The organism is Halomonas sp. Y3, from assembly GCF_024137965.1.
In the GTDB taxonomy this organism is placed as follows: Bacteria; Pseudomonadota; Gammaproteobacteria; order Pseudomonadales; family Halomonadaceae; genus Halomonas; species Halomonas mongoliensis.
The window spans coordinates 3,350,957-3,377,316 of sequence record NZ_CP099975.1 but is presented as its reverse complement, the minus strand read 5'-3'; the positions used below and the strand labels follow the sequence as shown (position 1 = coordinate 3,377,316).

22 protein-coding genes and 5 pseudogenes are annotated in these 26,360 nt (G+C 60.2%); 22 read left to right on the top strand and 5 right to left on the bottom strand.

Annotation, left to right across the window (positions count from 1 at the left end; genetic code table 11):
- Positions 1–162: 162 nt before the first annotated feature.
- The gene (locus NHL60_RS15970; protein ID WP_253445621.1) at positions 163–1,944 is read right to left on the bottom strand and encodes an SIR2 family protein; all 1,782 of its coding nucleotides are present in this window, start codon (positions 1,942–1,944) and stop codon (positions 163–165) included.
- Positions 1,941–2,231, bottom strand: coding sequence for a helix-turn-helix domain-containing protein (locus NHL60_RS15965; protein WP_253445619.1), 291 nt, complete (start codon positions 2,229–2,231; stop codon positions 1,941–1,943). The genes NHL60_RS15970 and NHL60_RS15965 overlap by 4 nt, the downstream gene beginning before the upstream one ends.
- A gap of 284 nt (positions 2,232–2,515) precedes the next feature.
- On the opposite strand from NHL60_RS15965, the pseudogene NHL60_RS15960 reads away from it, so the two are divergent.
- From NHL60_RS15960 to NHL60_RS15915, 10 genes and pseudogenes are all read left to right on the top strand, one after another.
- Positions 2,516–2,738 (top strand): annotated as a pseudogene (locus NHL60_RS15960) (DUF2958 domain-containing protein).
- Between the two features lie 322 nt (positions 2,739–3,060).
- Positions 3,061–3,852, top strand: coding sequence for a DUF2285 domain-containing protein (locus NHL60_RS15955; protein ID WP_253445617.1), 792 nt, complete (start codon positions 3,061–3,063; stop codon positions 3,850–3,852).
- An 83-nt stretch (positions 3,853–3,935) separates the two neighbouring features.
- Positions 3,936–4,220 (top strand): AlpA family transcriptional regulator, encoded by a 285-nt coding sequence (locus tag NHL60_RS15950; protein WP_253445614.1) that lies wholly within the window; start codon positions 3,936–3,938, stop codon positions 4,218–4,220.
- A gap of 26 nt (positions 4,221–4,246) precedes the next feature.
- Entirely contained in the window at positions 4,247–5,089 is an 843-nt protein-coding gene (locus tag NHL60_RS15945) for a replication initiator protein A (RefSeq protein WP_253452251.1), read from the top strand.
- A 286-nt stretch (positions 5,090–5,375) separates the two neighbouring features.
- Positions 5,376–6,014, top strand: a complete 639-nt coding sequence (gene parA, locus NHL60_RS15940; RefSeq protein ID WP_253445612.1) for a ParA family partition ATPase — start codon at positions 5,376–5,378, stop codon at positions 6,012–6,014.
- Positions 6,011–6,262 (top strand): chromosome partitioning protein ParB, encoded by a 252-nt coding sequence (locus NHL60_RS15935; RefSeq protein ID WP_253445610.1) that lies wholly within the window; start codon positions 6,011–6,013, stop codon positions 6,260–6,262. The genes parA and NHL60_RS15935 overlap by 4 nt, the downstream gene beginning before the upstream one ends.
- 135 nt (positions 6,263–6,397) lie before the next feature.
- Positions 6,398–7,542, top strand: a pseudogene (locus NHL60_RS15930) (IS3 family transposase).
- A gap of 30 nt (positions 7,543–7,572) precedes the next feature.
- A pseudogene (locus tag NHL60_RS15925) lies at positions 7,573–8,034 on the top strand (DUF2840 domain-containing protein); the annotation flags it as partial.
- The gene (locus NHL60_RS15920) at positions 8,031–8,630 is read left to right on the top strand and encodes a S26 family signal peptidase (RefSeq protein WP_253445607.1); all 600 of its coding nucleotides are present in this window, start codon (positions 8,031–8,033) and stop codon (positions 8,628–8,630) included. The pseudogene NHL60_RS15925 and the gene NHL60_RS15920, both read left to right, overlap by 4 nt.
- A 424-nt stretch (positions 8,631–9,054) precedes the next feature.
- A complete protein-coding gene (locus NHL60_RS15915; protein ID WP_253445605.1) occupies positions 9,055–11,049 on the top strand; it encodes a relaxase/mobilization nuclease and DUF3363 domain-containing protein in 1,995 nt (664 codons plus the stop codon).
- On the opposite strand, the gene NHL60_RS15910 is transcribed toward NHL60_RS15915, so the two are convergent.
- Together NHL60_RS15910 and NHL60_RS15905 are read right to left on the bottom strand one after the other, a co-directional pair.
- Positions 11,046–12,242: an MFS transporter gene (locus NHL60_RS15910; RefSeq protein WP_253445602.1), complete on the bottom strand. Its 1,197-nt coding sequence runs from the start codon at positions 12,240–12,242 to the stop codon at positions 11,046–11,048. The genes NHL60_RS15915 and NHL60_RS15910 overlap by 4 nt on opposite strands.
- A gap of 31 nt (positions 12,243–12,273) precedes the next feature.
- On the bottom strand, positions 12,274–13,770 hold the full coding sequence (locus NHL60_RS15905) for a PLP-dependent aminotransferase family protein (protein WP_253445599.1): 1,497 nt from the start codon (positions 13,768–13,770) through the stop codon (positions 12,274–12,276).
- A gap of 107 nt (positions 13,771–13,877) precedes the next feature.
- Between NHL60_RS15905 and NHL60_RS15900 the strand changes: the two genes are divergently transcribed.
- From NHL60_RS15900 to trpA, 7 genes and pseudogenes are all read left to right on the top strand, one after another.
- Positions 13,878–15,119 carry a benzoate/H(+) symporter BenE family transporter gene (locus NHL60_RS15900; protein WP_253445597.1) on the top strand — a complete coding sequence of 414 codons (1,242 nt, stop codon included), beginning with the start codon at positions 13,878–13,880 and terminating at the stop codon, positions 15,117–15,119.
- Positions 15,119–15,934, top strand: a complete 816-nt coding sequence (locus NHL60_RS15895; RefSeq protein WP_253445594.1) for a YggS family pyridoxal phosphate-dependent enzyme — start codon at positions 15,119–15,121, stop codon at positions 15,932–15,934. The genes NHL60_RS15900 and NHL60_RS15895 overlap by 1 nt, the downstream gene beginning before the upstream one ends.
- Complete coding sequence (locus NHL60_RS15890; protein WP_253445591.1) at positions 15,931–16,650, top strand: glutamine amidotransferase; 720 nt, start codon at positions 15,931–15,933, stop codon at positions 16,648–16,650. Before NHL60_RS15895 ends, NHL60_RS15890 begins: the two co-directional genes overlap by 4 nt.
- Positions 16,605–17,474: pseudogene (gene pdxK, locus NHL60_RS15885) on the top strand (pyridoxine/pyridoxal/pyridoxamine kinase); the annotation flags it as partial. The gene NHL60_RS15890 and the pseudogene pdxK, both read left to right, overlap by 46 nt.
- A 96-nt stretch (positions 17,475–17,570) precedes the next feature.
- Entirely contained in the window at positions 17,571–18,803 is a 1,233-nt protein-coding gene (locus NHL60_RS15880; protein WP_253452248.1) for an aspartate aminotransferase family protein, read from the top strand.
- Entirely contained in the window at positions 18,800–20,032 is a 1,233-nt protein-coding gene (gene trpB / locus NHL60_RS15875) for a tryptophan synthase subunit beta (protein ID WP_253445588.1), read from the top strand. The genes NHL60_RS15880 and trpB overlap by 4 nt, the downstream gene beginning before the upstream one ends.
- On the top strand, positions 20,029–20,754 hold the full coding sequence (trpA, locus tag NHL60_RS15870) for a tryptophan synthase subunit alpha (protein WP_253445585.1): 726 nt from the start codon (positions 20,029–20,031) through the stop codon (positions 20,752–20,754). The genes trpB and trpA overlap by 4 nt, the downstream gene beginning before the upstream one ends.
- A gap of 115 nt (positions 20,755–20,869) precedes the next feature.
- Here the strand turns inward: trpA and NHL60_RS15865 are convergent, their stop codons facing one another.
- Entirely contained in the window at positions 20,870–22,174 is a 1,305-nt protein-coding gene (locus tag NHL60_RS15865; RefSeq protein WP_253445583.1) for an IS1380 family transposase, read from the bottom strand.
- A gap of 102 nt (positions 22,175–22,276) precedes the next feature.
- Between NHL60_RS15865 and NHL60_RS15860 the strand changes: the two are divergent.
- From NHL60_RS15860 to NHL60_RS15840, 5 genes and pseudogenes are all read left to right on the top strand, one after another.
- Positions 22,277–22,585, top strand: a pseudogene (locus NHL60_RS15860) (TrbI/VirB10 family protein); the annotation flags it as partial.
- The gene (locus NHL60_RS15855) at positions 22,582–22,824 is read left to right on the top strand and encodes a DUF2274 domain-containing protein (protein ID WP_253445579.1); all 243 of its coding nucleotides are present in this window, start codon (positions 22,582–22,584) and stop codon (positions 22,822–22,824) included. The pseudogene NHL60_RS15860 and the gene NHL60_RS15855, both read left to right, overlap by 4 nt.
- 138 nt (positions 22,825–22,962) lie before the next feature.
- On the top strand, positions 22,963–23,964 hold the full coding sequence (locus tag NHL60_RS15850) for an ABC-three component system protein (protein WP_253445576.1): 1,002 nt from the start codon (positions 22,963–22,965) through the stop codon (positions 23,962–23,964).
- A complete protein-coding gene (locus NHL60_RS15845; RefSeq protein WP_253445573.1) occupies positions 23,952–24,467 on the top strand; it encodes an ABC-three component system middle component 2 in 516 nt (171 codons plus the stop codon). The genes NHL60_RS15850 and NHL60_RS15845 overlap by 13 nt, the downstream gene beginning before the upstream one ends.
- Positions 24,464–26,332, top strand: coding sequence for a hypothetical protein (locus NHL60_RS15840; protein WP_253445570.1), 1,869 nt, complete (start codon positions 24,464–24,466; stop codon positions 26,330–26,332). The genes NHL60_RS15845 and NHL60_RS15840 overlap by 4 nt, the downstream gene beginning before the upstream one ends.
- Positions 26,333–26,360: the final 28 nt, after the last annotated feature.

Here is a 26,360-nt window from a genome sequence, read left to right as displayed (position 1 = left end):
CCGCCGTCACGGGCCTTTGGATTCAGCTCTTCACACTATCCGCCGACAGCGCTGATGCTCCGCCGTAATGGGCGGCGTGGGGCTACGCTCCGTCTTGCAGAAGCAGGTTGTGCCTAAGAGTACTGTCCACCGGGCGGGGCCGTCACTGTCTGAAGAACGGGGTTACCAAGACATCTTGTCGATGTAGCGCTTCAGGCTCTCGACGAAAAGTTCGAGGAAGCGGCGACTTTTGTATGCGAATCCCGCGTTCAGCAAGGCAGTGATCATCGCTTCTGACTGAAGCTCCTGCAGCAGCGTAGCCGCCGATTCTTCATGCCAACCTACACGCCCCACGGGCATTCGGGCAAACAGCCCATGAGGTGTACTGGCGAACGCCTGTTCCAAACGGTCTTCGCTGTCTTCTTCCAAATATGCCAATGCGGCCAGAGTCTCAAACCTTTCGTACACCAACTCGAACTCCATCGACACGCCGGCAAAACTGGACCGCCATTCATTCATCACATCAAACAAGTGATCGCTGAGGGCTGTCTTGTGATTGTCCAAACCTTCCAGCTGAGTCCAGAGATCGTTTTTTTCTCCTCTCCAAGCCCAGAGCAGCATCATGGACACAGTTCTCTTGGTATTTCGATATTCTCTCGGCCAAGGAGAAACGAGGAATTCGTGTAGCGTTTTCCAGCGGTGCGAACGTGTAAGTCCGACCCCGTAGGCCGTGAACACCAGAACGGCAGGATAAGAGCGCAGGCCGAGCCACACAGTCAAGCCATTGCCAACTTTTCCGGCATGGATGTACAAACCTCTAATGATATCCAACACCGTGTTCAGCTCATTGCCATCGCCCCATCTGCCCAACACGCCAGCCATGCGTGTCAAGGGCTCGGCCACTGCCTTGTATCGCTCGACGCGAGATCGGAACTCCTCCTGGTTCCACTGCCCATGAGGGGCAAACTGCGGGTCATCAAGCCGCACCATCAACCGTTCTGTTTCCTGCGAAAGCAGCTCGTCCAATTGAATTCGATATTCTGGCCTTGAAAGGTATCGCTTGATGCTATTAACGAGCAGTTCGATGCTTGTCGGGTTTTGACGTTGGCTTTGCTCAAGTGTTTCGACCCGTTGCTGTAGCAGTTGGAAGAACTCGTTCGCTCCTACAATGGGGATCGTCTTGACGCCGCGATGCACCGCCAGTTCACTTGCCCCGGAGCCCAATGCTCCCCGAACCGCCCAATGTACTGGATAGCGTCTATTAGGTGCTCGCAGGAAAGCCGCACGCAATGCATGATCCCACTCCCCGGACCAGCCGCAGATGATCAACCCGTGCTCATCGAAGATACGATCGAGCAGCCTGTCGTAACTTTCGGGGTATGCACTCAGTTCCTGATCGGTGTTCAGGATACGGGCATCTTTGTAGTCACCGTGCAGCTTGAATAGATAGCAACGGCTATGCGTAAGCGGCTCAGCACCAGCCAGCGCATCAGCCGATGACACCACAGTAGGCTCCACCCCTTGTTCCCGCAGGGCGTTTTCCATGAGTCGGTCAAAGTTCGTAGTAACGATGACTCGGACATGACCAGAGCGGACCAACTGAGCGATGGCATGATGAGCCTTCGTTGGAATCTTCCTGCCTTCATCACGATCTTGTTCGTCTGGCTCAATGTAGCGATGCAGTATTGCTCTTCGCTCATCGGGTGAACTGGCGATCTCTTCCAGCAGCCCCGAGTAGTTCGGTTCATGGCCTGTTTGGTCTCGATACCATTTTGCCCAGTTGGGCTGCTCTTCGACCCCTTGGGCAATGGCCACGCGACGCACCAAGTCCAAGGTAATTTCCCAGCCAGTCGGAATTTCTGCGGATCGAGATAGGCCCGACCCCAGCAGAACGGCGAAGACCCCCTTGTTTTCATGGACGGAGAACGCGAGTTGGGTAACCGGGTCGTTTCGGAGCAGTGTCATTGATCCTCAATCTTACCGAGCAGTTCGAGTTCCTGCTGGACCTGTGCAAGTAGTTGATCTGTTTTCTTGGGGTCGTTGCCAGCATAGGCCAGCGTCAGCAGCGTGAGCGGGTGGATTTCCATTACCTCGCATAGCTCGGCCAGTTTGCTGAGGGTGGGACTTTTCAGGTCGCGTTCCAGGGTGCTCAGGTAGGTACGGCTGGACACCCCAGAGAAGGCTTCCTGGCTCAAGCCGCGCGCCTTTCTGACTGCCTTCAATGCCTTCGCCAATGAGTACTGTTCTGCCACCAATGGTTTCCCCTCAAAAACCAAGATGACAGCCTATTGCGTCCTATAGGGCTACAATCTATAGTGTTCATTTGGTGTTGTTCTGTGCCTTCGTGCCTTTACAGAAATCCGCTTTTGCGGATAGCGTGAAATCCGAGGAGTCGCATCTGTGTCTTTCCTGACCTACGCCAATGCGCTTTTACGCGTCTACGTTTCGGTGAATTCGTGGCTTTGCTCTTTGGTGCTTCCACGTACAAGAGGGGATGTGGTTCGGCGGTTTGTTTCTTCATGGAGAATGGGTGGTCATGACTCCACTCATCACTGATGCAGAGCGCGCGCAGTTGATCGCCAACGGTCAGGACCTCGCCGATGGCGATATCTTAGCTCTGGTGCCGGTGGTCCGCCTATTTACGCTGGATGCGCACGACACATCGGCAACCCGTGATGCGTGATCGCTACTTCCAGCCGGTACGGTGGATGTCGGAATACCTGCGGCTGGTCGAGGAAAGCGGCTCGGCCACTGACTGAGACGGGACGGCGAACGGCGGCCCATTGTGTCTTTTTCGGTCTGACCCAAGACCGTTTGGGTCTCAATGGGCAACCTTGCACCTAAGTGGTGCGTGCCAGATCGAAACAGTCATGATGCCCGATGTGGCTTTCGGCAGGCTGGCCGATGCGGCACGCCGTTTTGGGGCGAGCCGCCGTCGCATTCGGACGGAACCCGCAACGCTTTGGAGCCAATCGGTCTTGATACGGACAGTTTAACGTTTCATCCATGACGCTTCGATGACCGCTCCATAACGTGCCTTTCTGCCATGGCGACGAACCTCAAGCTGAGGGAGGTTGCGCCATGGCTGATCGCAGCGCCGCGTCTTGGTATCCGACAGCGGCCTATCTCTATATCCTGCATTTGGATGGTCCAGGGTTGGCTTGGGAGTACCTGCGCCGCCATCCTGATTACCGCCAGGACTGGCGTCGTCGCCGGTTGGATGCGGGGCATCGCTGGGGTCTGCGCCTACTGGAAAACCCGGCCCTGGATGCGCGTGACGCGCACCCCGCCTGGTTTCCCAACCATGATGCTGTGCTTCAGGTCTACCCGGACGCTGATCCGCCGCCCGACGCAGCAGCTTTCACGCTTTGGCATCTTCCGGGCCATAAGCATCTGATCCACGATGGCCAGCGTTTGCTGTTGGTAAGCCGTTGGGCGGGTGGCTGCCTGCGCTTCGCGCTGGCGCCAGACCTGGCCGATGGCATGGCTTACGTCTATGCCGTCCGGGCCAGCGACATGCCCCAGGCACGTTGCCAGGCGCTGGCTGCCTCCCTGAACGAGTTGACCGCCGCCATTGGCATTACCCCTGTGGCGCTGACGCGGCCGCGCCCCTCCCTTACGACCCTATTGGAACTGCACACCTTGCAGGCGCTTGACGCCACCTTGGCAGGCGCGTCCCAGCGCGAGGTGGCCGAAGGGCTGTTCGGTGCCAAGGCTGTTGCCGATGACTGGCACGCCGACAGCGCTTTGCGCGCCCGCGTGCGTCGTCTGGTATGTCGGGGTAATACATTGATGCGTGGAGGTTATCGCTGCCTGGCACAACTTCCACCGGTTGCACAGGGACGTGCGTCAGTGGCCGCAAAACATCCCTGAACAAACGCCCTACGTTTCTTGAGACTGCCTCCACCCGGTCGCGCTGTGTGGCCGGACGTTTTCAACCGATGGAGGTGCATCCCATGCGACCTGCTCCCTTGCGGCCTGCTGCCGCCGCTGCTGATACGCCCGCGCAACCCCAACGCTACCTGACCAACGACGAAGCCGCCGAGTACCTGCGCCTGTCGCCGCGCACGCTGGAAAAACAACGCGTGATCGGCGGCGGCCCCAAGTTTCGCAAGTTCGGCCGCCGCGTCATGTATGCCGTGGCCGATCTCGACGCCTGGGCCGATGACCGCAGTTACGAGGCCACGTCCGATCCCGAATATGCCGAACGCCACGCGGGTGACTACCGTGATGGCCGCTGATCGACGGCACGCCGGTGTCCATCGTCATGCCCGGCCCATCGCTGCCGGCCCGGCAGCGGGAACAGCTCGACCTGTTCCGCGCACTGCCGGGCGAAGACATGGCGCCGCGCGATGCCCAAGACCTGATGTCCTATCCCTTCTTCTCGCTGGCCAAGTCGCGGCGCACCGCGCCGATCGACTTTCGCAGCGGCAACGTTATCCTTCGCGTGGAGGGCACGCAGGAACACGGCATCGCCACCATCTGGGACGCCGACATCCTGATCTGGGCTGCCAGCCAGATCGTGGAGGCCCGCGATGCGGGTATTCAGCCGTCGCGCCGGATGCAGGCCACACCTTACGAGATCCTGCGCTTCATCCAGCGCGGTACCTCGCTGCGGGACTACCAGCGCCTCAAGGCCGCTCTCGACCGGCTGCAATCGACCACGGTGGCCACCTCCATCCGCGAGACCACCGGGCGGCGTCTGCACCGGTTTTCGTGGATCAACGAGTGGAAAGAGCTGGCCGATGCCAACGGCAAACCGATGGGCATAGAACTGATCCTTCCGGACTGGTTCTATGCGGGCGTGCTCGATGCCGCCCTGGTGCTGACCATCGACCCGATGTATTTCCGGCTCACCGGTGGCATCGAGCGCTGGCTGTGCCGCCTGGTGCGCAAACATGGCGGTCGTCAGGTAAACGGTTGGCAGTTCGATGTCCCTTACCTGTATCGCAAGTCCGGCAGCCTGGCGCAGCCGCGCGATTTTGCCCGCGACCTGCGCGCCCTGGTGGCGAAGCAGTCACTGCCCGGTTACGAGCTGTCCATCGAACGTTGTCCCGGCGAACCGGACATTCTCGCCTTCCGGCCCGTGCCGCAAACGGCACGGGGATAAGCCTGGGGATGAAAACGGCACAAGCTGTGAATGGGCTCGTGCTATCGGGCGCGCCGGGACTCGTGCTATCAGGCGCACCCGTATCGTGCTATCAGACGCGCAAATCGCACGTAAGTCCAATGGCAGAAAGAGTTTTTCCGACCCTTAACTTTATATCTAACATAAATATCTTTCTAACGAATAATAAAACCCTGTTATTGGGCCTGTGGATAACCACCGAATACCAACAACCAAGGCGTTTTTCAAACCGTTCATTGCGTCGCTTTCCACCACGGAGGGCCGCGCCATGATCGTTGCCTTGCTCAATCAGAAAGGCGGCGTGGGCAAGACTACGCTGGCCACCCACATCGCCGGCGAACTCGCGTTACGCGGCCAGAATGTCATCCTGCTGGATGCCGATCCGCAGGGTTCATCGCTGGACTGGACGCAACGCCGAAGTCAGCAAGGCTTGCCCAGGCTGTTCAGTGCCGTCGGTCTCGCGCGCGAGACGTTGCACCAGGAGGCGCCAGAACTCGCTAGGCGGGCCGATCACGTCATCATCGACGGGCCTCCCAGGATCGCCGCTCTGGCGCGTTCCGCGCTGTTGGCGGCCGAGCGCGTACTGATCCCGGTACAACCCAGCCCCTACGACCTGTGGGCCAGTGCTGAGATGGTGGCATTGGTCCGCGAGGCCCAGGTGTTCCGTCCGCAGCTAACGGCGGCTTTTGTCATCAACCGACGGGTCAGTACCACGGTGATCGGGCGTGAAGCCCGGCAGGCGCTGGCTGAACAACCGTTGCCCGCATTACGCGCAGAGGTACGCCAGCGCATCGTCTTCGCCGACAGCGTGGCCGCTGGCCGCCTGGCACGCGAAACGGCGCCGGACAGCATTGCGGCACGTGAAATCACGGCGCTGGTGGATGAACTGCTGCGGTGGCCGTTATGAGCAAGGCACGCAGCAACCGCGTCGGCATCGGTACGCGTCCGCCCGCCAATCCACATGTGGAGGCGTGGATTCGTCAGGGTGACGCCGACGCACTCAACAAGGGCGATCTCTACACCGCCCGATTGACTCTCGACATCACGCCCGCGATGCGGGCGCGCATCAAGGTCTCGGCCTTCACGCAGGGCGTGACTGTGGCCGAGTTGCTGCGTGCCTTGCTGGAACGCGAGTTCCCGGAGAACCCATCATGAATACACCGCTTTTGGCGACGCCGGTTGCATCGCCACCGGCGCTTGTCACGCTTCCCGGTCAGGCCGACAGCGTGAACTGGTCTAATTGGAGCGGACACCCCGGTAAGCCTCATACTGGAGGCATTGGAGGTGTTCATGACCAAGAAAACGCGACGTCGGTACTCCGACGAATTCAAGGCTGAGGCGGTCAACATGGTGCGAGGAGAGGGTTATGCCATCTCCGAGGCTGCCAGGCGGCTGGATATCGATCGCAGCCTGCTGGATCGCTGGTGCCGCCAGCAACGTGACCGAGAGGATGGTGTGACTGACGATCAGGTGGATGAGCGGGATGCCGAGATCAAGAAGCTTCGCGAAGAAGTGCGTAAGTTACGGATTGAAAAGGAGGTTTTAAAAAAGGCCACGGCCTTCTTCGCGAGAGAGTCGAGCTGAGATACCAGTTCATCGAGTCGGAGAAGGCCTCCTTCCCAGTCGCGGTGCTGTGCCGTGTCATGGACGTCAGCCGCAGTGGCTTCTATGCCTGGCGTCAGCGTGAACCCGATGAGCGGCGCCAGTGCCTGCACCGGGAGGTCAAGGACATCCACGATCAGAAACGTGGTAGCTATGGGAGCCGGCGAATGGCCAAGGAACTCCATCGCAGAGGTCACACAGTCGGTCGTTATCAGGCACGTAGCCTGATGCAGGAAGCCGATGTCGCCTGCCGACAGCGTCGCCGCTACCGGCATACGACGGACAGCGACCACGGGTTGCCAGTGGCTCCCAACCTGCTCAAGCGGCAGTTCACGGTGCCTGAGCCCAATCAGGCGTGGGTGGCCGACATTACCGCCATCTGGACCCTGGAAGGCTGGTTGTACCTGGCGGCCGTGCTGGACCTCTACGACCGACAGGTCATCGGCTGGGCCATGGCCGACCACATGAAGACGTCACTCACCCTGGACGCCCTGGAGATGGCCATTGGCCGCCGGCGACCTCCCCGAGGCGTGCTCCACCACTCGGATCGCGGCAGCCAGTACGCCTCTCGTGCGTATCGCGAACGACTGGTTCAGCACGGCTTCCTGGCCTCCATGAGCCGCAAGGGGAACTGTTGGGACAATGCGGTCATGGAACGCTTCTTCGGCTCTCTGAAGAGCGAATGGCTGGATGGTCAGCGGTACTGGACCCGCCAGTCAGCGAGGCGCGACGTCGTGACCTATATCGAGATGGAGTACAACAGCTGCCGGCTCCACTCGACCCTTGGCTACCACGCGCCGAGGGAGATCGAGAAAATCGCGGAAGCAGCTTAATAAAAGTGTCCGCTACGACTTGACCAGAACAGCGCACCGCTGACGCGCGTCTCGCTGGCCTATCTCGAATCACGCTTCAAGCTCTACCTACGCTTTGGCGAACCCGTGCGCATCATCCGGTTCGATCGCTGGCGCCGCGTGGCGGTGTTCCTGCCAAGCGCCATATTGTGCCGCATCCTCTGGCAGGCCAACGACTACGGCACAGTGCGTTGGCAGCTCATGGTGATGCAGGCTGGCCTGACACGGGATGCCCTACAGCGTATCCCTGGTGTGCAGCCCGGCGCACGCCTGTTGCTGCACACGCAAGGCGACCATGGCGTTCGCACGGTGCTGGAATGCATCGACGCTATTGAAGCACTGGGGATTGCACCGGCAACGGTGTCGCCCGCGTACTGGCGTACGCTCGCCAATCGGCTCACTGCGCGTTTGCCGTTGCCCGAATACACCGCCGAGCGGCACGCCGCCTGGCTGGCCGTAAGGGCGCTGTCATGACGATTCATGTCACTGCGACACGCTCCTCTGAATCCTCGCCGCATCCTCGCTCGCGTCGGCACGCTCGCATCGTGCTGATGGGCCTGTCCGTCTGCGGCCTTGCCGCAATGGCCTGGGCGTCTTTCGTGCAGCCTCTGCCGGGCCTGATCTACAACCCATCCGACAGCGTGGCTGTGGGCTGGTATCGTCTCGATCCGCTGCAACATCGATCCGGCCCGCTGCCGCCTCGACTGGAAGTCGGCAGCGTCGTTCTGACCACCTTGCCGCCAGAAGCCGCTGCGCTGGCGGCGCAGCGCGGATACCTGCCAGGTCACGTTCCTTTGCTGAAACGTGTGGGTGCCATCGCACCGCAACATGTATGCCTTACTGCCAATCAGGTACGTATCGACGGTGTGCCGGTAGCGACCACATTGCCTGCTGATCGTATGGGCCGCCCGTTGCCATCCTGGCGGCAATGCCGGCAGCTTCGGCCTGGCGAATTGTTCCTGTTAAGCACCACCAACCCGGCGTCGTTCGACGGTCGATATTTCGGGCCAGTCAGTGCATCCGCCGTGATCGGCATCGCGCACCCGCTCTGGCTAGAGGCCCGCCCATGATAGCTCCTGATTCGCTGCATGTTGCTGTGCGCCTCATTGTGCCTTCGGGCGTACCGAGTCGGTGGTTTTCCGTGCGTCGTCGCTCGTGCAGTGTGAGCGCAACCGCGCTGCCTTCCCATGTGCAGACGTCTTGCCTCGAACGCGCCCGGCCAGTGGCCATGGCCGCGTTCGCCGGTGGGCTGGCTGCCAGCAGTTCAGCGCCGCCGGGCCGCCGAGGCCCTGAGCGCCGGCGAAGGACAAAGGCGGAAGGCAAGACAAAAGGGGGCGGCACCTTGCCGCCCGCAGATCCTGTCTGCACATGGGGGTGGTGCGGCACGAAGCGATTCCGCCGCCGTGCCGTACAGGCGTTGAGGCCCGTGCCAATGCAGGCATGTCCGCGTGCTTTGCACGCCTGGACACGCCAGAGCTTCCAAGGAGCACTGCCATGACCGACCGCCGCGACGATGATTTCCGGGTGCGCCCCAGTGCTCCGAAGAACAGAGGCAAAGGCCAGGGCCAGAGTTTCGTGTCCAAGGTGCTCAAGCAGGCTGGCAAGGCCAGCGGCGGCAAGTCCTCGATGCGCCATTCCGCAACCGGTGGCAGTGGCGCACGCACCGGCCAGCGTCCCGGCTCGCGCCTGGGGCGTGGCCATACGGCGGCGCGTTTCGCCGGTGCGAAGCTCACGCCCATGTCGCGGCGCGTAACCATCAAGACGCTGCTGGTCAATCAGCGCAACGCCAGCCTGCAGTCGCTCGCCAGGCACCTGCGCTACATCGAGCGCGACGGCGCAGGCCGCGATGGCGAACCGGGCCCGGCCTACGGGCCGCAGACTGACGAGGCCGACCTTGACGCTTTCAAGGAGCGGGCCTCCGACGACCGGCACCATTTCCGCTTCATCGTTTCGCCTGAGGACGGGGCCGAACTGGACGACCTGAGAACCTACACCCGGCATCTAGTGAACCGCATGGAATCCGACCTGGGCACGCGACTCGACTGGGTGGCGGTGGATCACTGGAACACCGACAACCCGCATACCCACCTGATCGTGCGCGGGCGCGACGATACCGGCAAAGACCTCATCATTGCGGGCGACTACATCGGCTACGGCTTCCGCCATCGCGCCGCCGAGTTGGCGACCGAATGGCTCGGGCCGCGCACCGAACTGGAAATCCAGCAGACTTTGCAGCGCGAGGTGGAACAGGAGCGGTGGACGAACCTCGACCGCACCTTGCAACGCGAGGCCGGCGAGGATGGCCGGGTGCAGATCGAACGCTTCAACGAACCCCGGTTTCAACGCCAACGCCTGCTGTTGATCGGTCGACTGCAACGCATGCAGCGCCTGGGCCTGGCCGACGAAGTGCAGCCCGGCACCTGGGTCATTCATGCCGACGCGGAGAAGACCCTGCGCGCCCTGGGCGAGCGTGGCGACATCATTCGCACCATGCAGCGGGCCATGAGCGGCCAGCCGCGCGAGCTGGTGATGTTCGAGCCGGGCAACGATGGCCGTACTGTCATCGGCCGCGTGGCAGTGAAGGGGCTGGCCGATGAGTTGCACGACCGGGGTTATCTGGTCATCGACGGCACCGACGGCAAGGCCCACTACGTTGCGCTGAACGCCCGCGACGAACTGGCAAACTATCCCACCGGCGCGGTGGTGGAGGTGCGCGGCTCCGCCGAGGTACGGGCGGCCGACAAGAACATCGCTTCTCTGGCTAGCGATGGCCTGTATCGTACCGATCATCACCTGGCAATCGAGCAAAGCCGGGCCAAGGCTGGCCGTGATCCGCAGGAGGTCGTCGCCGCCCATGTTCGTCGGCTGGAAGCCCTGCGCCGTGCCGGCATCGTGGAGCGCGTGGCCGAAGGGCTATGGAAAGTGCCCGACGACCTGGCCGAACGTGGCCGCCAATATGACGCGCAACGCTTGGGCGGCGTGGCGGTGGAGCTGAAGTCGCATCTGCCGATTGAACGGCAGGCCCGCGCGATCGGCGCAACCTGGCTGGACCAGCAGTTGATCGGTAGAGGTAAGGCACTGGGCGACCAGGGCTTCGGCAGTGAGGTCAGGAACATGCTACAGAAGCGCACCGACTTCCTGGCTGAACAGGGATTGGCTGAGCGGCGTGGCCTGCGCGTGATTCTGGCGCGTAATTTGTTGGCTACCCTGCGCAATCGGGAGTTGGCCAAGGCCGCACAAGATATCGCCGCAGAAATGGGACTGGAGCACCGCCCCGTGGCTGACGGTCAGCGAGTGGCAGGTATCTACCGACGGAGCGTAATGCTCGCCAGCGGACGCTACGCGCTGCTGGATGACGGCAAGGGATTCAGCCTTGTTCCGTGGAAGCCGGTGATCGAACGGCGGCTGGGGCAGCAGATCGCGGCAACAATGCGAGGTGGCGGAGTATCTTGGGAGATTGGCAGGCAACGCGGGCCATCCATTGGTTAGCCCGCCATTGCAGGCCTTATGCGCTGGTGCCTCTCCTGAAGCAATACAATAGTGGTGGTTGCAGCCATGAAGCCAACGGCCGTCCACAGTACACTGCTGGCCAGTCCTTGATCCAGCAGAAGGCCGTACAGGAGTGGTCCGATGACGCCGCCCACGTTGAAGCCGGTGGAGACGATACCGAAGGTTCTACCTTCAGCGCCCGCCGGGGATGCGGCACGGACCAGCATGTCGCGCGAAGGTGCCACCATGCCGGTCAGAAAACCTGCTGCCCCCAGGGCTATAGCCAGGACCACGGGCGGCATCGGCATCCTGATCACCAACACCACGATGAGTGCCGCTAACGCGAAGGTTGCTGCCGCCACATAACCGTGCTTGTCGGTACGATCCGCCAGCACACCACCGGCCAACACGCCGAAGGCGCTGGCAAACAGGAAAACCGTTAGTGCCAGGTTGGCCGCCGGTAGCGTCACATCAAAGCCTTGGACTAGCGCCGATACGGAAAACTTCTCGATGGCGCCAGTGCTCAGGCTGAGCAGGGTGAACAGCAGGGTCAGGACGGCCAGGGTCATCACCGGCGTGGTAATTGGGCGAGCCTTGGCCTTGCGCGGTTCGGCGATATCAGCATCAGGTTGCCTATCCGGCAATGACGGATTGATGGCCATTACGCTCCACGCTATCAATCCGGCCAGAGCCGCGACGGCAAAGGACCAGCGCGGCTCCACGAGCAGTGCAACGCCGACCATGACGGGAGGCGCCAGAGCGCCGCCAAGGAACCCTGCGAAGGTATGGATCGAGAACGCCCGGCCCATTCTGTTCGCAGGCATGCCACGCGACAGCAGCGAATAATCGGCCGGGTGATAAACGCCATTTGCCAGCCCAGCCAGGATCATGGTGGCGAGCAGGCACGGGTAGTTGGGGAACACGGCGACCAGCCCGAAACTGGCCGCACCCAACAGGAGTGCGGCCATCAGCATCCATCTCGCCCCCAGTCGGTCCACGAGAAAGCCGAGAGGTGCCTGCACCAGCGCAGAAATGATGTTGAACAGACCGATGGCAATGCCCAGCTCGACAAAGCTGACCTGCATGGCGCCAGGCAGCAGCGGCAACAGAGCGGGTACCGCCATGATGTGCAGATGGCTGACCAGATGGGCGATGGATACTTGGGCTAATAACCCGTTGGGTGACGATTTCATTCCTGTCCCTCGTTAGTCCCCATGCTGGGGATCAGCGACACAACGCACGCAGCACGTTCGCGAGTTTCTTGACAGCAGTTTCCAGTTCGTGGGGGGCATGGGCGGCAAACCCCATTAGGAAACCGGCTCTGTGTCTGCTCGACGCATGCAGGGCTGTCAGTCCCAATAGGTCGATTCCTGCCCGACGCGCAGATTCCACGGCCTCACATTCGGGGATGTCACGGATGAACACACATGGCATCTGCATGCCACCGGCCGGCACTCGCGGTTCCACGAAGTCGGCCAGATGTTTTCTTACCAGCTGCGCCAGCACGTTGCGCCGTTCGGCATAGATGGCACGCATAGTCCGAACATGTGCGCCGAAGTGGCCGCCTTCAATGAAGCGTGCCAGCGTAAGTTGCGGAATCGGCGCGCTGTGTCCATCCAATAGGGTGCGGGCCACGGTCATGGGTGCGACCAGTGGCGGTGGCAACACCATGTAGCCGATGCGCAGGCCAGGAAACAGCGATTTGGTGAAGGTGCCGATGTAGATCGTCCGCTCGTGTGGATCAAGCCCCTGCACGCAGGCGGTGGGTTTGCCGGCATAGTGAAATTCGCTGTCATAGTCATCTTCGATGATCCAGCTCTGGTGCTGCCTGGCCCATTCGATTACTGCCAGCCGCCGGTCCAGCGCCAGCGTCGCCCCGGTGGGAAATTGGTGTGATGGCGTCAGGAATACCGCCCTGGCTGGCTCATCGGGTGCCTTCGGTGACTCAAGCAGGTGCTCTACTTGCAGACCGTCGACATCCAGTGGCACAGGTATGCACTCCAACCCGGCGGCATCGAACGCCTTGCGCGCGCCGTGATACACCGGATCTTCGATGAAGATCCGGTCGCCGGCATCCAGCAGCACGGTGGCACATAGAGTCATGGCTTGCTGAGAGCTGGTCAGCACCAGTACACGCTCGGGTGTGGCGCGTGCCCCTCGCTCGAGATTGACGTAATCGGCGATGGCGCGCCGCAGTGGCTCCATGCCCTGTGGCGGGCTGTGCAGCAGCGCCTGAGTACCGTATTCCCTCAACACCTGTCGCTCCAACCGCTCCCAGGTCTGAAGTGGAAAGCTGCGTGTTTCCGGCACGCCGGGCGCGAAGGCGCGCGGCATTAGGAAGTCGCGCACGCCGCCGCTCTGAAACATGGCGCTACCGCGCTGGCTGAGGCGTGGTGTTTCCTTGTGCGTCTTCATGCGCCGTGCCTTGCCACGCCCTGATAGGTGCTGTGTCCGCTCCGATACGAAGCTGCCGCTGCCCACACGACGTTCGATGAAGCCTTCCGCATGTAATTGGCTGTAGGCCGACTCGATCGTATCGCGGGAAACCCCCAACGACTTCGCCAGGGCGCGCGACGCGGGCAGTGGTCTGCCCACATCGAGTGCGCCATCAAGGATCAACTGACGAATGGCCCGCTGCACACGCGCATGCAGCGGCAAGGCACCATGCGCAGGGTCGCCGATCCAGGCTTTGACGGATTCAAGTTGGGCATGCTTAAACAATTGGTCTGTATCTCTTTAATAAATTGGCAGGGAACATCCATCCATTTTAAAGCTATAAATACGTTTCACAACCTGTTTATCCATTTTTCAGGAGTCACCATCAGGCCATGTCATCCGTCCCTTCACCTTCGTCCGTCCGCTGGAACGATCTCACTCACCCTGTCGTGGCCGGCCTGATCTCGGTCATCGTCAACTACGGTGGTACGTTCATCCTGGTGTTCCAGGCCGCCAAAGTCGCAGGCCTCAGTCCTGAGCTGACGGCCTCGTGGGTGTGGTCGATTTCCATTGGCGTGGGCGTAACAGGGATCATCCTGAGCTGGATTTCCCGCGAGCCGATCATCACTGCCTGGTCCACGCCAGCGGCAGCGTTTCTGGTCACGGCGCTGGCGACAACGCCTTACGCCGAGGCGGTGGGTGCCTACCTGATTTCGGCAGCAGCATTTGTGGTGCTTGGGCTGTCTGGTTGGTTCGAGCGCGTCATTCGCCTGATCCCACCGGGCGTGGCAGCTGGGCTGCTGGCTGGCATCCTGCTCCAGTTCGGTGTCGGCGCCTTCGGCGGCATGAGCATTGACCCGCTGCTGGCTGGGCTGTTGATCGTCGCCTATGTGGTGCTCAAGCGATTTTCGGCCCGCTATGCCGTTGTAGGTATCTTGGTGCTGGGACTGGCCTTCCTGCTGATTCAGGATCGTGTCGATCTGTCGGGGTTGAGCCTGGAGCTGGCTGCCCCTGTCTTCACTATGCCGGCGTTCTCGCTCAACGCTGTGTTGAGCGTGGCGTTGCCACTGTTCCTGATTACTCTGACCGGTCAGTACATGCCCGGCATGCTGGTACTGCGCAACGATGGCTTCAAAACCAGTGCCAACCCTATCGTGACGATTACCGGGCTCGGCTCCCTGCTGATGGCGCCGTTTGGTTCTCATGCCTTCAACATTGCCGCGATCACGGCTGCCATTTGCACCGGCCGCGAGGCACATGAAGACCCGTCAAAGCGCTGGATCGCTGGTATTGCCGCAGGCGTGCTCTACATTCTGGTCGGTGTGTTCGGGGTAACGTTGGCCGCCATCTTCATGGCATTCCCGGCAACGTTCATCACCACGTTGGCGGGGTTGGCACTGCTGGGCACCATCGGCGGCAGTCTCGCCAGCGCGATGGCCGATGCCAGGACACGGGAAGCCTCGCTGATTACCTTCCTGGCGGCTGCGGCCAACATCACCTTGTTGGGCATCGGTGGTGCCTTCTGGGGGCTTGTGATCGGGTTGGTGGCCTATGCGGTACTCAATGGCCGGCTGCCGCAGCGGGCGCCGGAATCCGCCGTTGCGCCGACGTCGTTCAACAAGAGGGTGAACTGATGCCGGCGCCCTCTGACACACAGACGCTTCATGACCAGCATGGCCGCTATCCCGAGGCCACGACTGTTGAAGATTTCCGACACAACCTGACGGTGATACAGGCGCGCATCGATGCCGCCTGCCATCGCGTTGGACGCGATCCCGCAACGGTACGTCTACTGCCGGTCAGCAAGACCAAGCCCGAGACTAGCCTGCGCCTGGCTCATGCCGCGGGTTGCCGGATGCTGGGTGAGAACAAAGTGCAGGAGGCCCACCGCAAATGGGAGGCCATGCAGGATTTGACCGATCTGCGCTGGTCAGTCATCGGCCACCTGCAAACCAACAAGGCCAAGCTGGTGGCGCGCTTTGCCCATGAATTCCAAGCGTTGGACAGCCTGCGTGTGGCCGAGGCGCTGGACCGCCGCCTACACCTCGAAGGGCGCTCGCTGGACGTGTTTGTGCAGGTCAACACCTCCGGCGAGGCCAGCAAGTACGGCTTGCCTCCCGAGGAGGTGCCAGCCTTCGTCCAGGCGCTGCCGGCATTCTCGGCGTTACGCGTGCGCGGACTGATGACGTTGGCGCTGTTCTCCAGCGAAGCCGAACGGGTTCGTCAATGTTTCGTGCTGCTGCGCAGTCTGCGCGACCGACTGTGGCAAAGCGCACCCGCCGGCGTCGGCCTGGATGAATTGTCGATGGGCATGTCCGGCGACTTCGAGATCGCCATCGAGGAAGGCGCCACCGTGGTGCGTGTCGGCCAGGCCATTTTCGGTGCCCGCCCTTTGCCAGACAGCCACTACTGGCCCGGCGAACCCAGCACAGAGGAGTCACAACCATGAAAACCGCCATTGCCATCCGCCATCTGGACTTTGAAGACCTCGGCACGTTGGAACCGCTGCTTGTGGCACGTGGTTATGCCGTGCGCTATCTGGATGCCTCCACCGACGAGCTGGGTACCGTGGATACGGCATCAGCCGATCTGCTGGTGGTACTGGGCGGCCCGATTGGTGCCTTCGATGACGCCATCTATCCCTTCATCCACGACGAGCTGGCACTGATTCTTCAGCGGCTGGAAAGCCGACGTCCGCTGCTGGGTATCTGCCTGGGCGCGCAGCTGATCGCTCGTGCGCTTGGTGCGGGTGTAGTCAGCATGGGCGTCAAGGAAATCGGCTTCGCGCCATTGACGCTAACCCCGGAGGGTGAGGCATCACCCCTGACGGCACTGGGCAAGGTGCCGGTATTGCATTGGCATGGCGATCGCTTCGACATTCCCCCAGGGGCAGCACAGCTGGCAGGAACGGCCATCTGCGCCAACCAGGCGTTCAGCATTGAGAGCCATGTGCTGGCGCTGCAATGCCATTTGGAGGCCGACCCCCGTCAGATCGAACGCTGGCTGGTCAGTCATGCCTGCGAGCTGATGCAGGCCGGCATCAACCCGTACGCCTTGCGCGCCGAAGCACAAACTCTGCAAACAAGTTTGCCGTTGGCGGCACGGGCCGCGTTCAACGCATGGCTGGATGGGGTCGATGCCTATTCGTCAAAGGGGGCACCATGAGCAAAGCCTCGCCTTTCACGGCGTCTCGACCGCTATCGTTGGATGTGGTCTCGGTGCAGTCACAGGTGGTCTATGGTCGGGTGGGCAATAACGTTGCGGTACCGGCCCTGGAGGCGCTGGGGTTATCGATAGCCGCAGTTCCCACAGTGGTGTTCAGCAACACCCCACACTACCCGACGATGCACGGCGGCGCTTTGCCAACCGAGTGGTTTGACGGTTATTTGCAGGATCTGGCTGCACGAGGGGCACTGCATGCCTTGCGTGCCATACTGATCGGCTACCTGGGAAATCCGCGACAGGCTGACGCCCTGGCGTGTTGGGTTCGGGCGCTGCTGGAAGAGCGGACAGACCTGCGCGTCGTTATCGACCCGGTGATAGGTGATCACGACTGCGGCATCTACGTCGATGCCCGGCTAGTCGATACCTACCGTCAAGTGCTGTTACCACTGGCCGATGGCCTGACACCGAACGGCTTTGAACTGGCGTACCTGACAGGGCTGCCGGTGCACGATATCGAAAGCGTAGTCTCCGCCGCTCGCACCTTGTTGAAAGGACGCACCCAATGGGTCGCGGTGACCAGTGCCGCGCCCGATACCTGGGCGCGGGACGAGATGCAGGTGGTACTCGTCACCCGCACGCAAGCCAAGGTCATCGCGCATCCGCGTATCGACGCCACGGTCAAGGGCACCGGCGACTTGTTCTGCGCCACCTTGACCGGGCATTGGCTCAACGGGGCGGGCCTGCCTGAGGCCGCCGCCCAAGCGTGCTACCAGGTCGTGCGAGCGCTACGTCATACCAAACAGACGCAATGCGCCGAGCTGCTGTTGCCACCGATGGCAGGCCATCACGACAACCATGAAATACAGGCGCACGAATGCGTACGCCAGTTTACCTACCGAATCGGACTCGAGGATTTTTCCATGCAAGCCGCTACTTCCCATCTGATGAGGGCTTATGCCCGTCAACCCGTTTCATTCGTGCGCGGTAGCGGCGCACGGCTATGGGATGAACAAGGCGTGGAGTACCTGGACGCCATCTCTGGTGTCGCAGTCACCAGTCTGGGCCACGCCCACCCGGAGATCGCCACCGTTATCGCCAAACAGGCAGGGACGCTGCTGCACACCTCCAACGTTTTTCGCATCAACTGGCAGGAACGGTTGGGCGAACGTCTGTGTGCGTTGACGGGCATGCAAAAGGCTTTCTTCTGCAATTCCGGCGCGGAGGCCAACGAAACCGCTCTCAAGCTGGCAAGGCTGCATGGTCATCGCAAACAGGTCTCGGAGCCAAAAATCCTTGTGATGGAAAATGGTTTTCATGGCCGCACCATTGCGACGCTTTCCGCCACTGGGAATCCCGCGAAACAGCAAGGCTTCGAGCCATTGCTGCCCGGTTTCCTGCGCCAGCCCTACAACGACATTGAGGCAGTCCGTCAAGTAGCGGCCCAGGAACCCAACATCGTGGCGGTGTTGATCGAGCCTGTTCAGGGTGAAGGCGGTATTCGCGTGGCCAGCCCCAACTACCTGCGTGAACTGCGTGCCCTGTGCGACCAACACGGCTGGCTGTTGATGCTCGACGAGATACAGGCCGGCATGGGCCGCACTGGCACTTGGTTCGGGCACCAGCATGCGGACATCACGCCGGATGTGATGACGTTGGCGAAAGCGCTGGGCAACGGTTTTCCCATCGGCGCCTGTCTGGCGCGCGGCGCGGCAGCCGATCTGTTCTCGCCCGGCCAGCACGGCTCGACCTTCGGCGGCAATCCACTGGCTTGTCGGGTGGCCTGTACCGTGCTCGAGATCATGGCCCGCGACAAGCTACCGGAGCGCGCCGCCGCACTGGGCGCCCGCCTGCTCGTCGGCTTGCAGAAGGCACTGAGCGATCATCCGAACGTCACCGCCATTCGTGGCCAAGGACTAATGGCAGGGATTGAGCTGGACAGGAATTGCAAAGAGCTGGTCGGGCGGGCGCTGGAGGAACAGAGGCTGCTCATCACCGTAACCCGTGACACCGTCATCCGGCTATTACCGCCGTTGGTTTGCGATGAGATGCAAATCGACGACATCGTGGTGCGAGTCACTCGCTTGTTGTCGACAAGCGTGATGATTGGTGCCACCACGACTGAAGCGGCTGTACAGAAGGAGTCGACAACATGATACAGAAGCCAGTCTACGACCAACCCAACCTTGAAGGCTTCTTCGGTCGCTTTGGTGGGTGCTTCATCAGCGAGACGTTGGCGCAAGCTGTCGAGGAACTGCATGTGGCCTATCGGCGCTACCGTGACGATCCCACCTTCATTGCTGAGTTCGAGGAGGAATTGGCCGATTACGTCGGCCGTCCCTCACCGGTGTACTACGCCCGTCGTCTCAGCGAGGAAGCGGGAGGTGCGCGCATCTTCCTCAAGCGCGAAGACCTCAACCACACCGGCGCCCACAAGATTAACAATGTGATCGGTCAGGCCATGCTGGCTCGACGCATGGGCAAGCGGCGCATCATCGCCGAGACCGGCGCGGGCCAGCATGGCGTCGCCACCGCGACAATCTGCGCCCGCTACGGCCTGGAGTGCGTGATCTACATGGGCAGCGAGGACATCGCTCGGCAGCGTCCCAACGTCCAGCGCATGGCTTTGCTGGGTGCGACGGTGGTGCCGGTGACTTCCGGTTCGCGGACCCTCAAGGACGCCATGAACGACGCAATCCGCGATTGGGTCACCAACGTCGATCATACCTTCTACCTGATCGGTTCGGTGGCTGGCATGCACCCGTACCCGACGATGGTGCGGGACTTCCAGACTGTGATCGGCAAGGAATGCCTGGAGCAGATGCCGGCACTGCTCAAGCGCCTCGGCCTGGAAAGGCAGCACCCCGACGTGGTGATCGCCTGCGTTGGCGGCGGCAGCAACGCCATCGGCATCTTCCATCCCTACATCAAGCATAAGGAAGTGCGCCTGGTCGGTGTCGAAGCGGCAGGTCTGGGGCTGGACACTGGCCAGCATGCCGCGTCGATCCAGCGTGGCAGTCCTGGCGTACTGCATGGCAACCGTTCGCTTATTCTTCAGGACGATGACGGCCAAGTGCGGGAAACTCACAGCATCAGTGCCGGGCTGGACTACCCAGGTGTCGGGCCGGAACACGCCTGGTTACACGAGATCGGCCGCGCAGAATATGTCGGGGCCACCGACGACGAGGCACTGCATGCCTTCCATCAACTCAGCCGTGTGGAAGGCATCATCCCCGCATTGGAGGCCTGCCATGCCGTCGCCCACGCAGTCAAGCTGGCGGCCACCTTGCCTCGGGAGCAGGTCATTCTGGTCAACCTGTCCGGCCGGGGCGACAAGGACATGGAAACGGTGATGTCCCAGTCTGACACTGGAGTCCAACCATGAGCCGGCTCGACACCACTTTCCAGCACCTGCGGTCGCAGGGGCGCAAGGCGCTGATCCCCTATGTCACTGCCGGCTTCCCCGATGTCGACATCACTCCGGCTCTGATGCATGTCCTGGTCGAAGCCGGCGCCGATGTCATCGAACTGGGGGTGCCATTTTCCGATCCATCCGCCGATGGCCCGACTATCCAGGCTGCCAGCGAGCACGCTCTGCGCCACGGCATCGGATTGTCACAGGTATTCGAACAGGTACGACAGTTCCGCCAGTCGGACAGCGATACGCCGGTGGTGCTGATGGGCTATGCCAACCCCATCGAACGCTACGACCTGCTGCGCCAGCCGGGTGCCTTCGCTGCCGATGCCGCCGCAGTAGGTGTGGATGGCGTGCTGGTAGTCGATTACCCACCAGAAGTTTCCAGTGGCCTGGCCGCACAACTATGCCACCACGGCATCGACCTGATATTCCTGTTGGCACCGACCTCTACCGAGCGGCGCATCCGCCAAGTCGCTGAACGCGCTGGCGGTTACGTCTACTGTGTCTCTGTCAATGGCATCACTGGCACAAACATGCTGGATCTGGCCCAGGTACGCGACACATTGGCGCGTGTCCGCCAGCAGGTACGCATTCCCGTTGGCGTCGGGTTCGGCATCCGCGATGCCGATACCGCTAGCCCGGATATTGCATCTGGCCGGCCAGAGGCTCCCAGATCTCAGGCTCGGTGAAGACGATGGCGCTCCGGGCTTGAGATTGGCTATTTCTTGATCAATTTTCTGCGCTCAGGACGCACTGCCCCCAACCCCCATGTGTTTTCTGTGCCGGGGACAGCACGCCGCGGCGCTACCCAGGCACCAGTTTGCCAGCCAGCTTCAGGAAGAGGTCTTGCTCCGGGTACTGGCTGCTCAACATCAGCCGAATCGTGCGCGTGTTGCGGGTGATGACGGCGCCGATCTTCAGCAGCTTCAGGCGGATGGTATTGACCTGGGCTTGGGCGAAGTCGGTGCGCTTGAGGTAAATCCGACGCAGTCGCTCCAGGAGCAGATAGGCCAGCCCCGAGAGCAGTAGCCGGTACTGGTTGGGCCACCACTCGTGGCAGCTGGTGCGGTCGGAGAACAGGAACTGCTGCTCCTTGATGCGGTTCTCCATCTCGCCCCGGGCACAGTAGCGGTGGTCATAGAGCCACTCGGCGCTGCAGCCGCGCAGGCTGGTGACCACGTAGCGGGTGTTGAAGCCACGCCGGCTGGTCTCGGACTTGACGATCACCCTTCGTCGACGCTCCTTCCAGCTCTTGGCAGCGTACTCGATGAAGCCGAAGACACGCTCCTTCTCCCAGGTCTTCTCGAAGCGGATGGCCGACGCGTAGTCGATGTTCAGAGCCAGCTTGGCCAAGCGCTTGTTGCCGGCGAGGCCGATGATGTAATCGACGCCGTGGCGGTCACACCAGTTGAGGATCAGCGGACGGCAGAAGCCGCTGTCGCCTCGGAAGACGATCTTCACCTCAGGCCACGCCTGGCGCAGCCGACGGACCAGCAGAGCGAGGATGGCACCGGCGTGGTGAGCGGCATCCAGCGAGGCCGGACGCAGGTAGCTGACCAGCAGCTGGTCGCCACAGAACACGAACAGCGGCAGGAAAATGTAGTGGTTGTAGTAGCCGTTGAAGTGCCGCCCGAGCTGCTGGCCATGCACCCGATCGTCGGTAGCATCGAAGTCGAGGTAGAGCGGCTTCTTGGGTGGCCGCCGGAACGAGCGGATGAACTGCTCGATCATCTCCTCGTGGATGGTGATCGCCCAGTCCCGGTCAGCTTGCTGCTCGAAGCGGCACAAGGTGGACTGACTGGCGAGCACGCCATCGGTATCGACGGCGGTCTGCAGGGCGATGTCGTGACGCAACGCATGGTGGTCATTGAGATCCTCATAGCCCAGTGCCAGGCCGAACATGCGCTGCCGGACCAGGGTTTCGGTGCGGTGCAGGCAGCGCTGAGCGTCGCGCTCGTCGCTGAGTCGGCGAGCGACGGCGCGGGTCAGGCCCATCTCGCGATCGAGCTGCCGCAGCAGCAGGATACCGCCGTCAGAAGTGACATCACCGCCATCAAAACGGGCGATGATCTGACGACCTCTGCAGCGTGGAAAGGAGGCGGACGGCATGGTACATTTTGTCATGGCGGCTGAGGCGGTTGATTCTTGTGTAGGAGCTTGAATTATAACCGATTTTCAGCCGCCTTTTTCATGTCTGATGCATTATCCAGGCTAGAGGATGGCGTTGACTGGCACTGGGACCGCATCTTCGCCGGCGCTGTGCTGACAACACTGCTGGGCGTCGGCGCTGAACTGGCCGCACCGGAGAACCGCCAGGACGGCGACCGGATCATCATCGCTGGCCGCGACAGCCTGCAAGACACAGTGAATCAGGTCGGCCAGGAAGTGACACGTCGCAACCTCAATATCCAGCCCACTCTGACCAGCCGGCCCGGGTTGCCGGTTCGCATCATCGTCAACCGCGACTTGGTGCTGCGGCCTTACCAGCCGGTAGGCTTCAATAGAGGAGCTTCGCAATGAGCACGACACGCAAGCTGCGGTTGGGGCCGCTGCCCAAGACCGAGATCAGCAAGCTGACCTTCGCCTGCCCAGCAAGCTTGAAGGCCGATCTGGACCGTTACGCCGCGCTGCACGCGCAGACCTATGGCGAGGCGGTCGATGCGGCGACGTTAATCCCGCATATGTTGGAGGCGTTCATGGCGGGGGATCGGGGGTTCAGGAAGACACGACCTCTAAAAGGTAACAATATGCCTGAATAGCATTTAAAATGGTTGGTGCCAGCCAGGATTCAGCATGCTGTCTCGGGTTGATGCAGTAACTGGGGTAAGGCGGCAAGGATAACATTGGTTCACTTGCAATGTGGCAGGGGATTGAGGGCTAATTAAGGGGGGCTGCCTTTGCGTATTAACCACGCCATCCTGATCCGCGCGCTTCCAGCAGATCGCTTGGAGGACTTCGTCAATGATTGGCTCGCTCAGCGCTGCAAAGACTATCACAGCCATGAGCTTTGGCGCGGTACAGGTGATATGGGGCGAGACGTCACGGGATATGTGACCGATAAGCGCATGGAAGGTCCATGGGATAACTTCCAATGCAAGCAGCTCAGCAAGTCTCTTTCCGAAAGCTCGGCTCTCGTTGAGCTCGGTAAAATATTTATGCACTCCACAGCCGGCGAGTACTCGCTGCCGCGCTCTTACACTTTTGTTGCACCGCGTGGTGTTGCCAGGGCGGTGCAGCAGTTTATCGCTCATCCTGAGCGCTTCAGGGCCGCCTTTCTCGAACGTTGGAATGCTGATATTTCAGGGAAGCTTGTCGAAAAGCAGGCGATACAGCTTACCCCTGAGATTGAGGCCACGATCAAAGCGTTTGATTTCACCCAGATCCATTGGCTCGATGCCGCGCGGCTTGTCGAAGATCCCGCGTGCAAACCCGCTCTGGTTAAGTGGTTTGACGAAGACCCTGGCCCTTCTCCACGAGGTGTCGTTCCAGATGAGATAGATGTCTGTGAATCTTCGTACATCGGACAACTCCTTAAACTATACGAAGAAAAAGGTCCGGGAATTTTCCCAGACGCAACAGCAGCGTTGGCCAGTCCGGAGTTCGGCACACATCTCCGTGATCAGCGTACTCGTTTCTTCGATTCGGTGGCATTTGATAGGTTTTATCGAGATTCTACCCCTGAAGATTACTTGCCAAATTTTAAGGATGAGATCTATCACGGCGTGGTCGAAATCCATGGTGATGATCATGAAAATGGGCTGGCGAGGCTGCGTCAAGTGATGCAGCAAGCTGCCATTTTGCAACCATCCGGCATATTGGGGAAGCATGCAGGCCCTCAAGTCAAACAAGGGACCTGCCACCAGTTCGCAAATGATGGGCGTTTGCCATGGCATCGTTAAAGGACAGTATTTTGGATAAACATCCGTTCAATAGCACTCTTGAAACAGGCATCCGGGCCTTGGTTGTGCTTGAGGCGTTTTATCCACGTCACTGCGATTTAATGGAAATGACGTGGTTTGATCATCTGGTCGTACACACAGGCGATATTGATGGAAAAGACGTACCAGAAAGTCTCCATCCCGATCTGCCTAATCGTACCGGCGAACTCCTGGTTCGTCGCCAGTTGGTAGAGAGAAGCCTGCGTATGATGCAGCAGATGCACCTTGTTGAAGTGTTTGAGACCGAAGCAGGGATAGAGTTTTGCGCCAGTGAGGAGGCTCCAAGTTACGTGGGGCTTCTGCAGGCGCCTTATTCTCTTGCGCTCAAAGACCGAGCTAGATGGATGGCGGATCGTTTTGCTCAGCAGGAGAGCTTTGAAATTCGGGAACTCATTGAGGGCCGGATTGGGCGCTGGACTACGGAATTCACTACGGATGACACATCTTCGGGGCATTCAGTATGAATGGTATCAGGCTGCGTCATCTCGTCTTCACTGGTCCCGGCATTGAGCCTGCCGAACTTGGGTTTGATGAAGGGCTCAATATTATCTATGGCGCTTCGAATACTGGTAAATCCTTCGCATCGAAGGCCATTTTGTTCATGCTCGGTGTTTCCAAGGGTCTGCCCGGAATTGAAGAAATTGCTGCTTATGAATCGGTTTGGCTAGGTCTGACACTACCTGATAGTCGCGATGTTACGCTCTACCGTGCCACGCAGGGCGGCCAGTTCAGGCTCTATGAGGGGCTCCTCAAGAGGGCCGGTGTCAATGATGGCTTGGCGTTACGTCAGCAGCACGATTCGAAGCGTACTGACACCGTTTCGTACTTATTGCTTGATGCGATGGGGGTCGCCGGAAAAACGGTCGTTCGTGATGGCAACTGCAAGAAGGATATACTATCCATTTACTTGTTATCTCCCTACGTTGTAGTGTCCGAGCAGGACATAATTGCCGAGAAAAGCCCTGTTTTTACCTCAGGTTCGCCTTCACAGCGTACCTTTGAGCAGAACCTGTTCAAGTTTTTGCTTACCGGTGTTGACGACGCAGCTGCCGTGACAGTACCGAAACCATCTGAACGCAAAGTGGCCAAGGCTGCGAAGATTGAACTAGTGGATGAGTTGATTGCTCAGATCGATGTGGAACTCGGCGAGAATCCACCAGATGAAAGGGAAACTGAAGAGCAGCTTGGGCGACTGGAGCGAAGTGCAAGTGACCTTGCCTCTCGGCTAAAGGATGCTCAAGAAAAACTTGATGCCCTTGTAGCCAAAAGACGAAAAACCATAGAACGTCGTCGTGAGTTATTAGAAAGGGCGGGAGAGCTTGATCTAACGATTGAACGATTCTCTAAATTACAGGCTGTCTACAGCTCGGACCTTCAGCGCCTGCAATCAATTGAGGAGGGAGGGTTCGTGCTTGTGGCGATGACCGACATGGATTGTCCGGTCTGTGGTGCTCCGTCTGATGCCCAAAAACATAACCATGCTGCGGAAGAAATTGCGATGGCGCATAAAGCTGCTGCCGCTGAGGCCCGCAAGATCGAACGTGAACAACGTGAGCTGACCCAAACTATAGCTTCTCTTGAATCTGAGGCTGAAGGGCTGCGCCGGACTATTGATTCGGAGAAAAACGAGATTGATAGACTCGATGGCGAGATTGAGAAGGCGCGCCCACATGAAACTTCTTTGCGAGGAAGTTACGAAATATATGTTTCGAAGCGATCCGAAATAGTAAATGTTCTCGACCTTTATAAGCGCCGCTCCAATCTATCTATCCGGAGAGCTGAAATCGACGCCGAACCAACCCGACGTAGTAAAGGCGATGCACCATCAGTAGGCCCGGATTCGACTACATTGTTCCGGTTTGGTGAGACAGTGAAGTCTGTACTAACTGAATGGCGCTTTCCCGATGCAGACAAGGTGCAGTTTGACGCAGAAGCTATGGATATTACCGTTGCCGGAAAACTTCGTGCCGCCAACGGAAAAGGTGTCAGAGCAATTCTCCATGCTGCTTTTAATGTAGCCATTGTTGTTTTTTGTATCGAAAACGATCTTCCATACCCTGGGTTCCTAGTTCTTGACACTCCGTTGCTCACTTATCGTGAGCCGATGACATCGCGCTATGGTGAGTTGTCGGATGATGAAGAGATCCTCAAGAAGACAGGTCTTGCTGAACATTTCTACAAACACCTCGCTAGCATGAAGGGCAAGGTGCAGTTCATCGTGATCGAAAACTCTGATCCGCCGACTGCTATCCGGGATGTCGCTCGTATTGAGACCTTCAGTGGCTTAGAAGGCAATGGCCGATTTGGTTTGTTGGCAAGACAGACGTGATCGTCCTCGGGGGGAGGGGCGCTTTCAT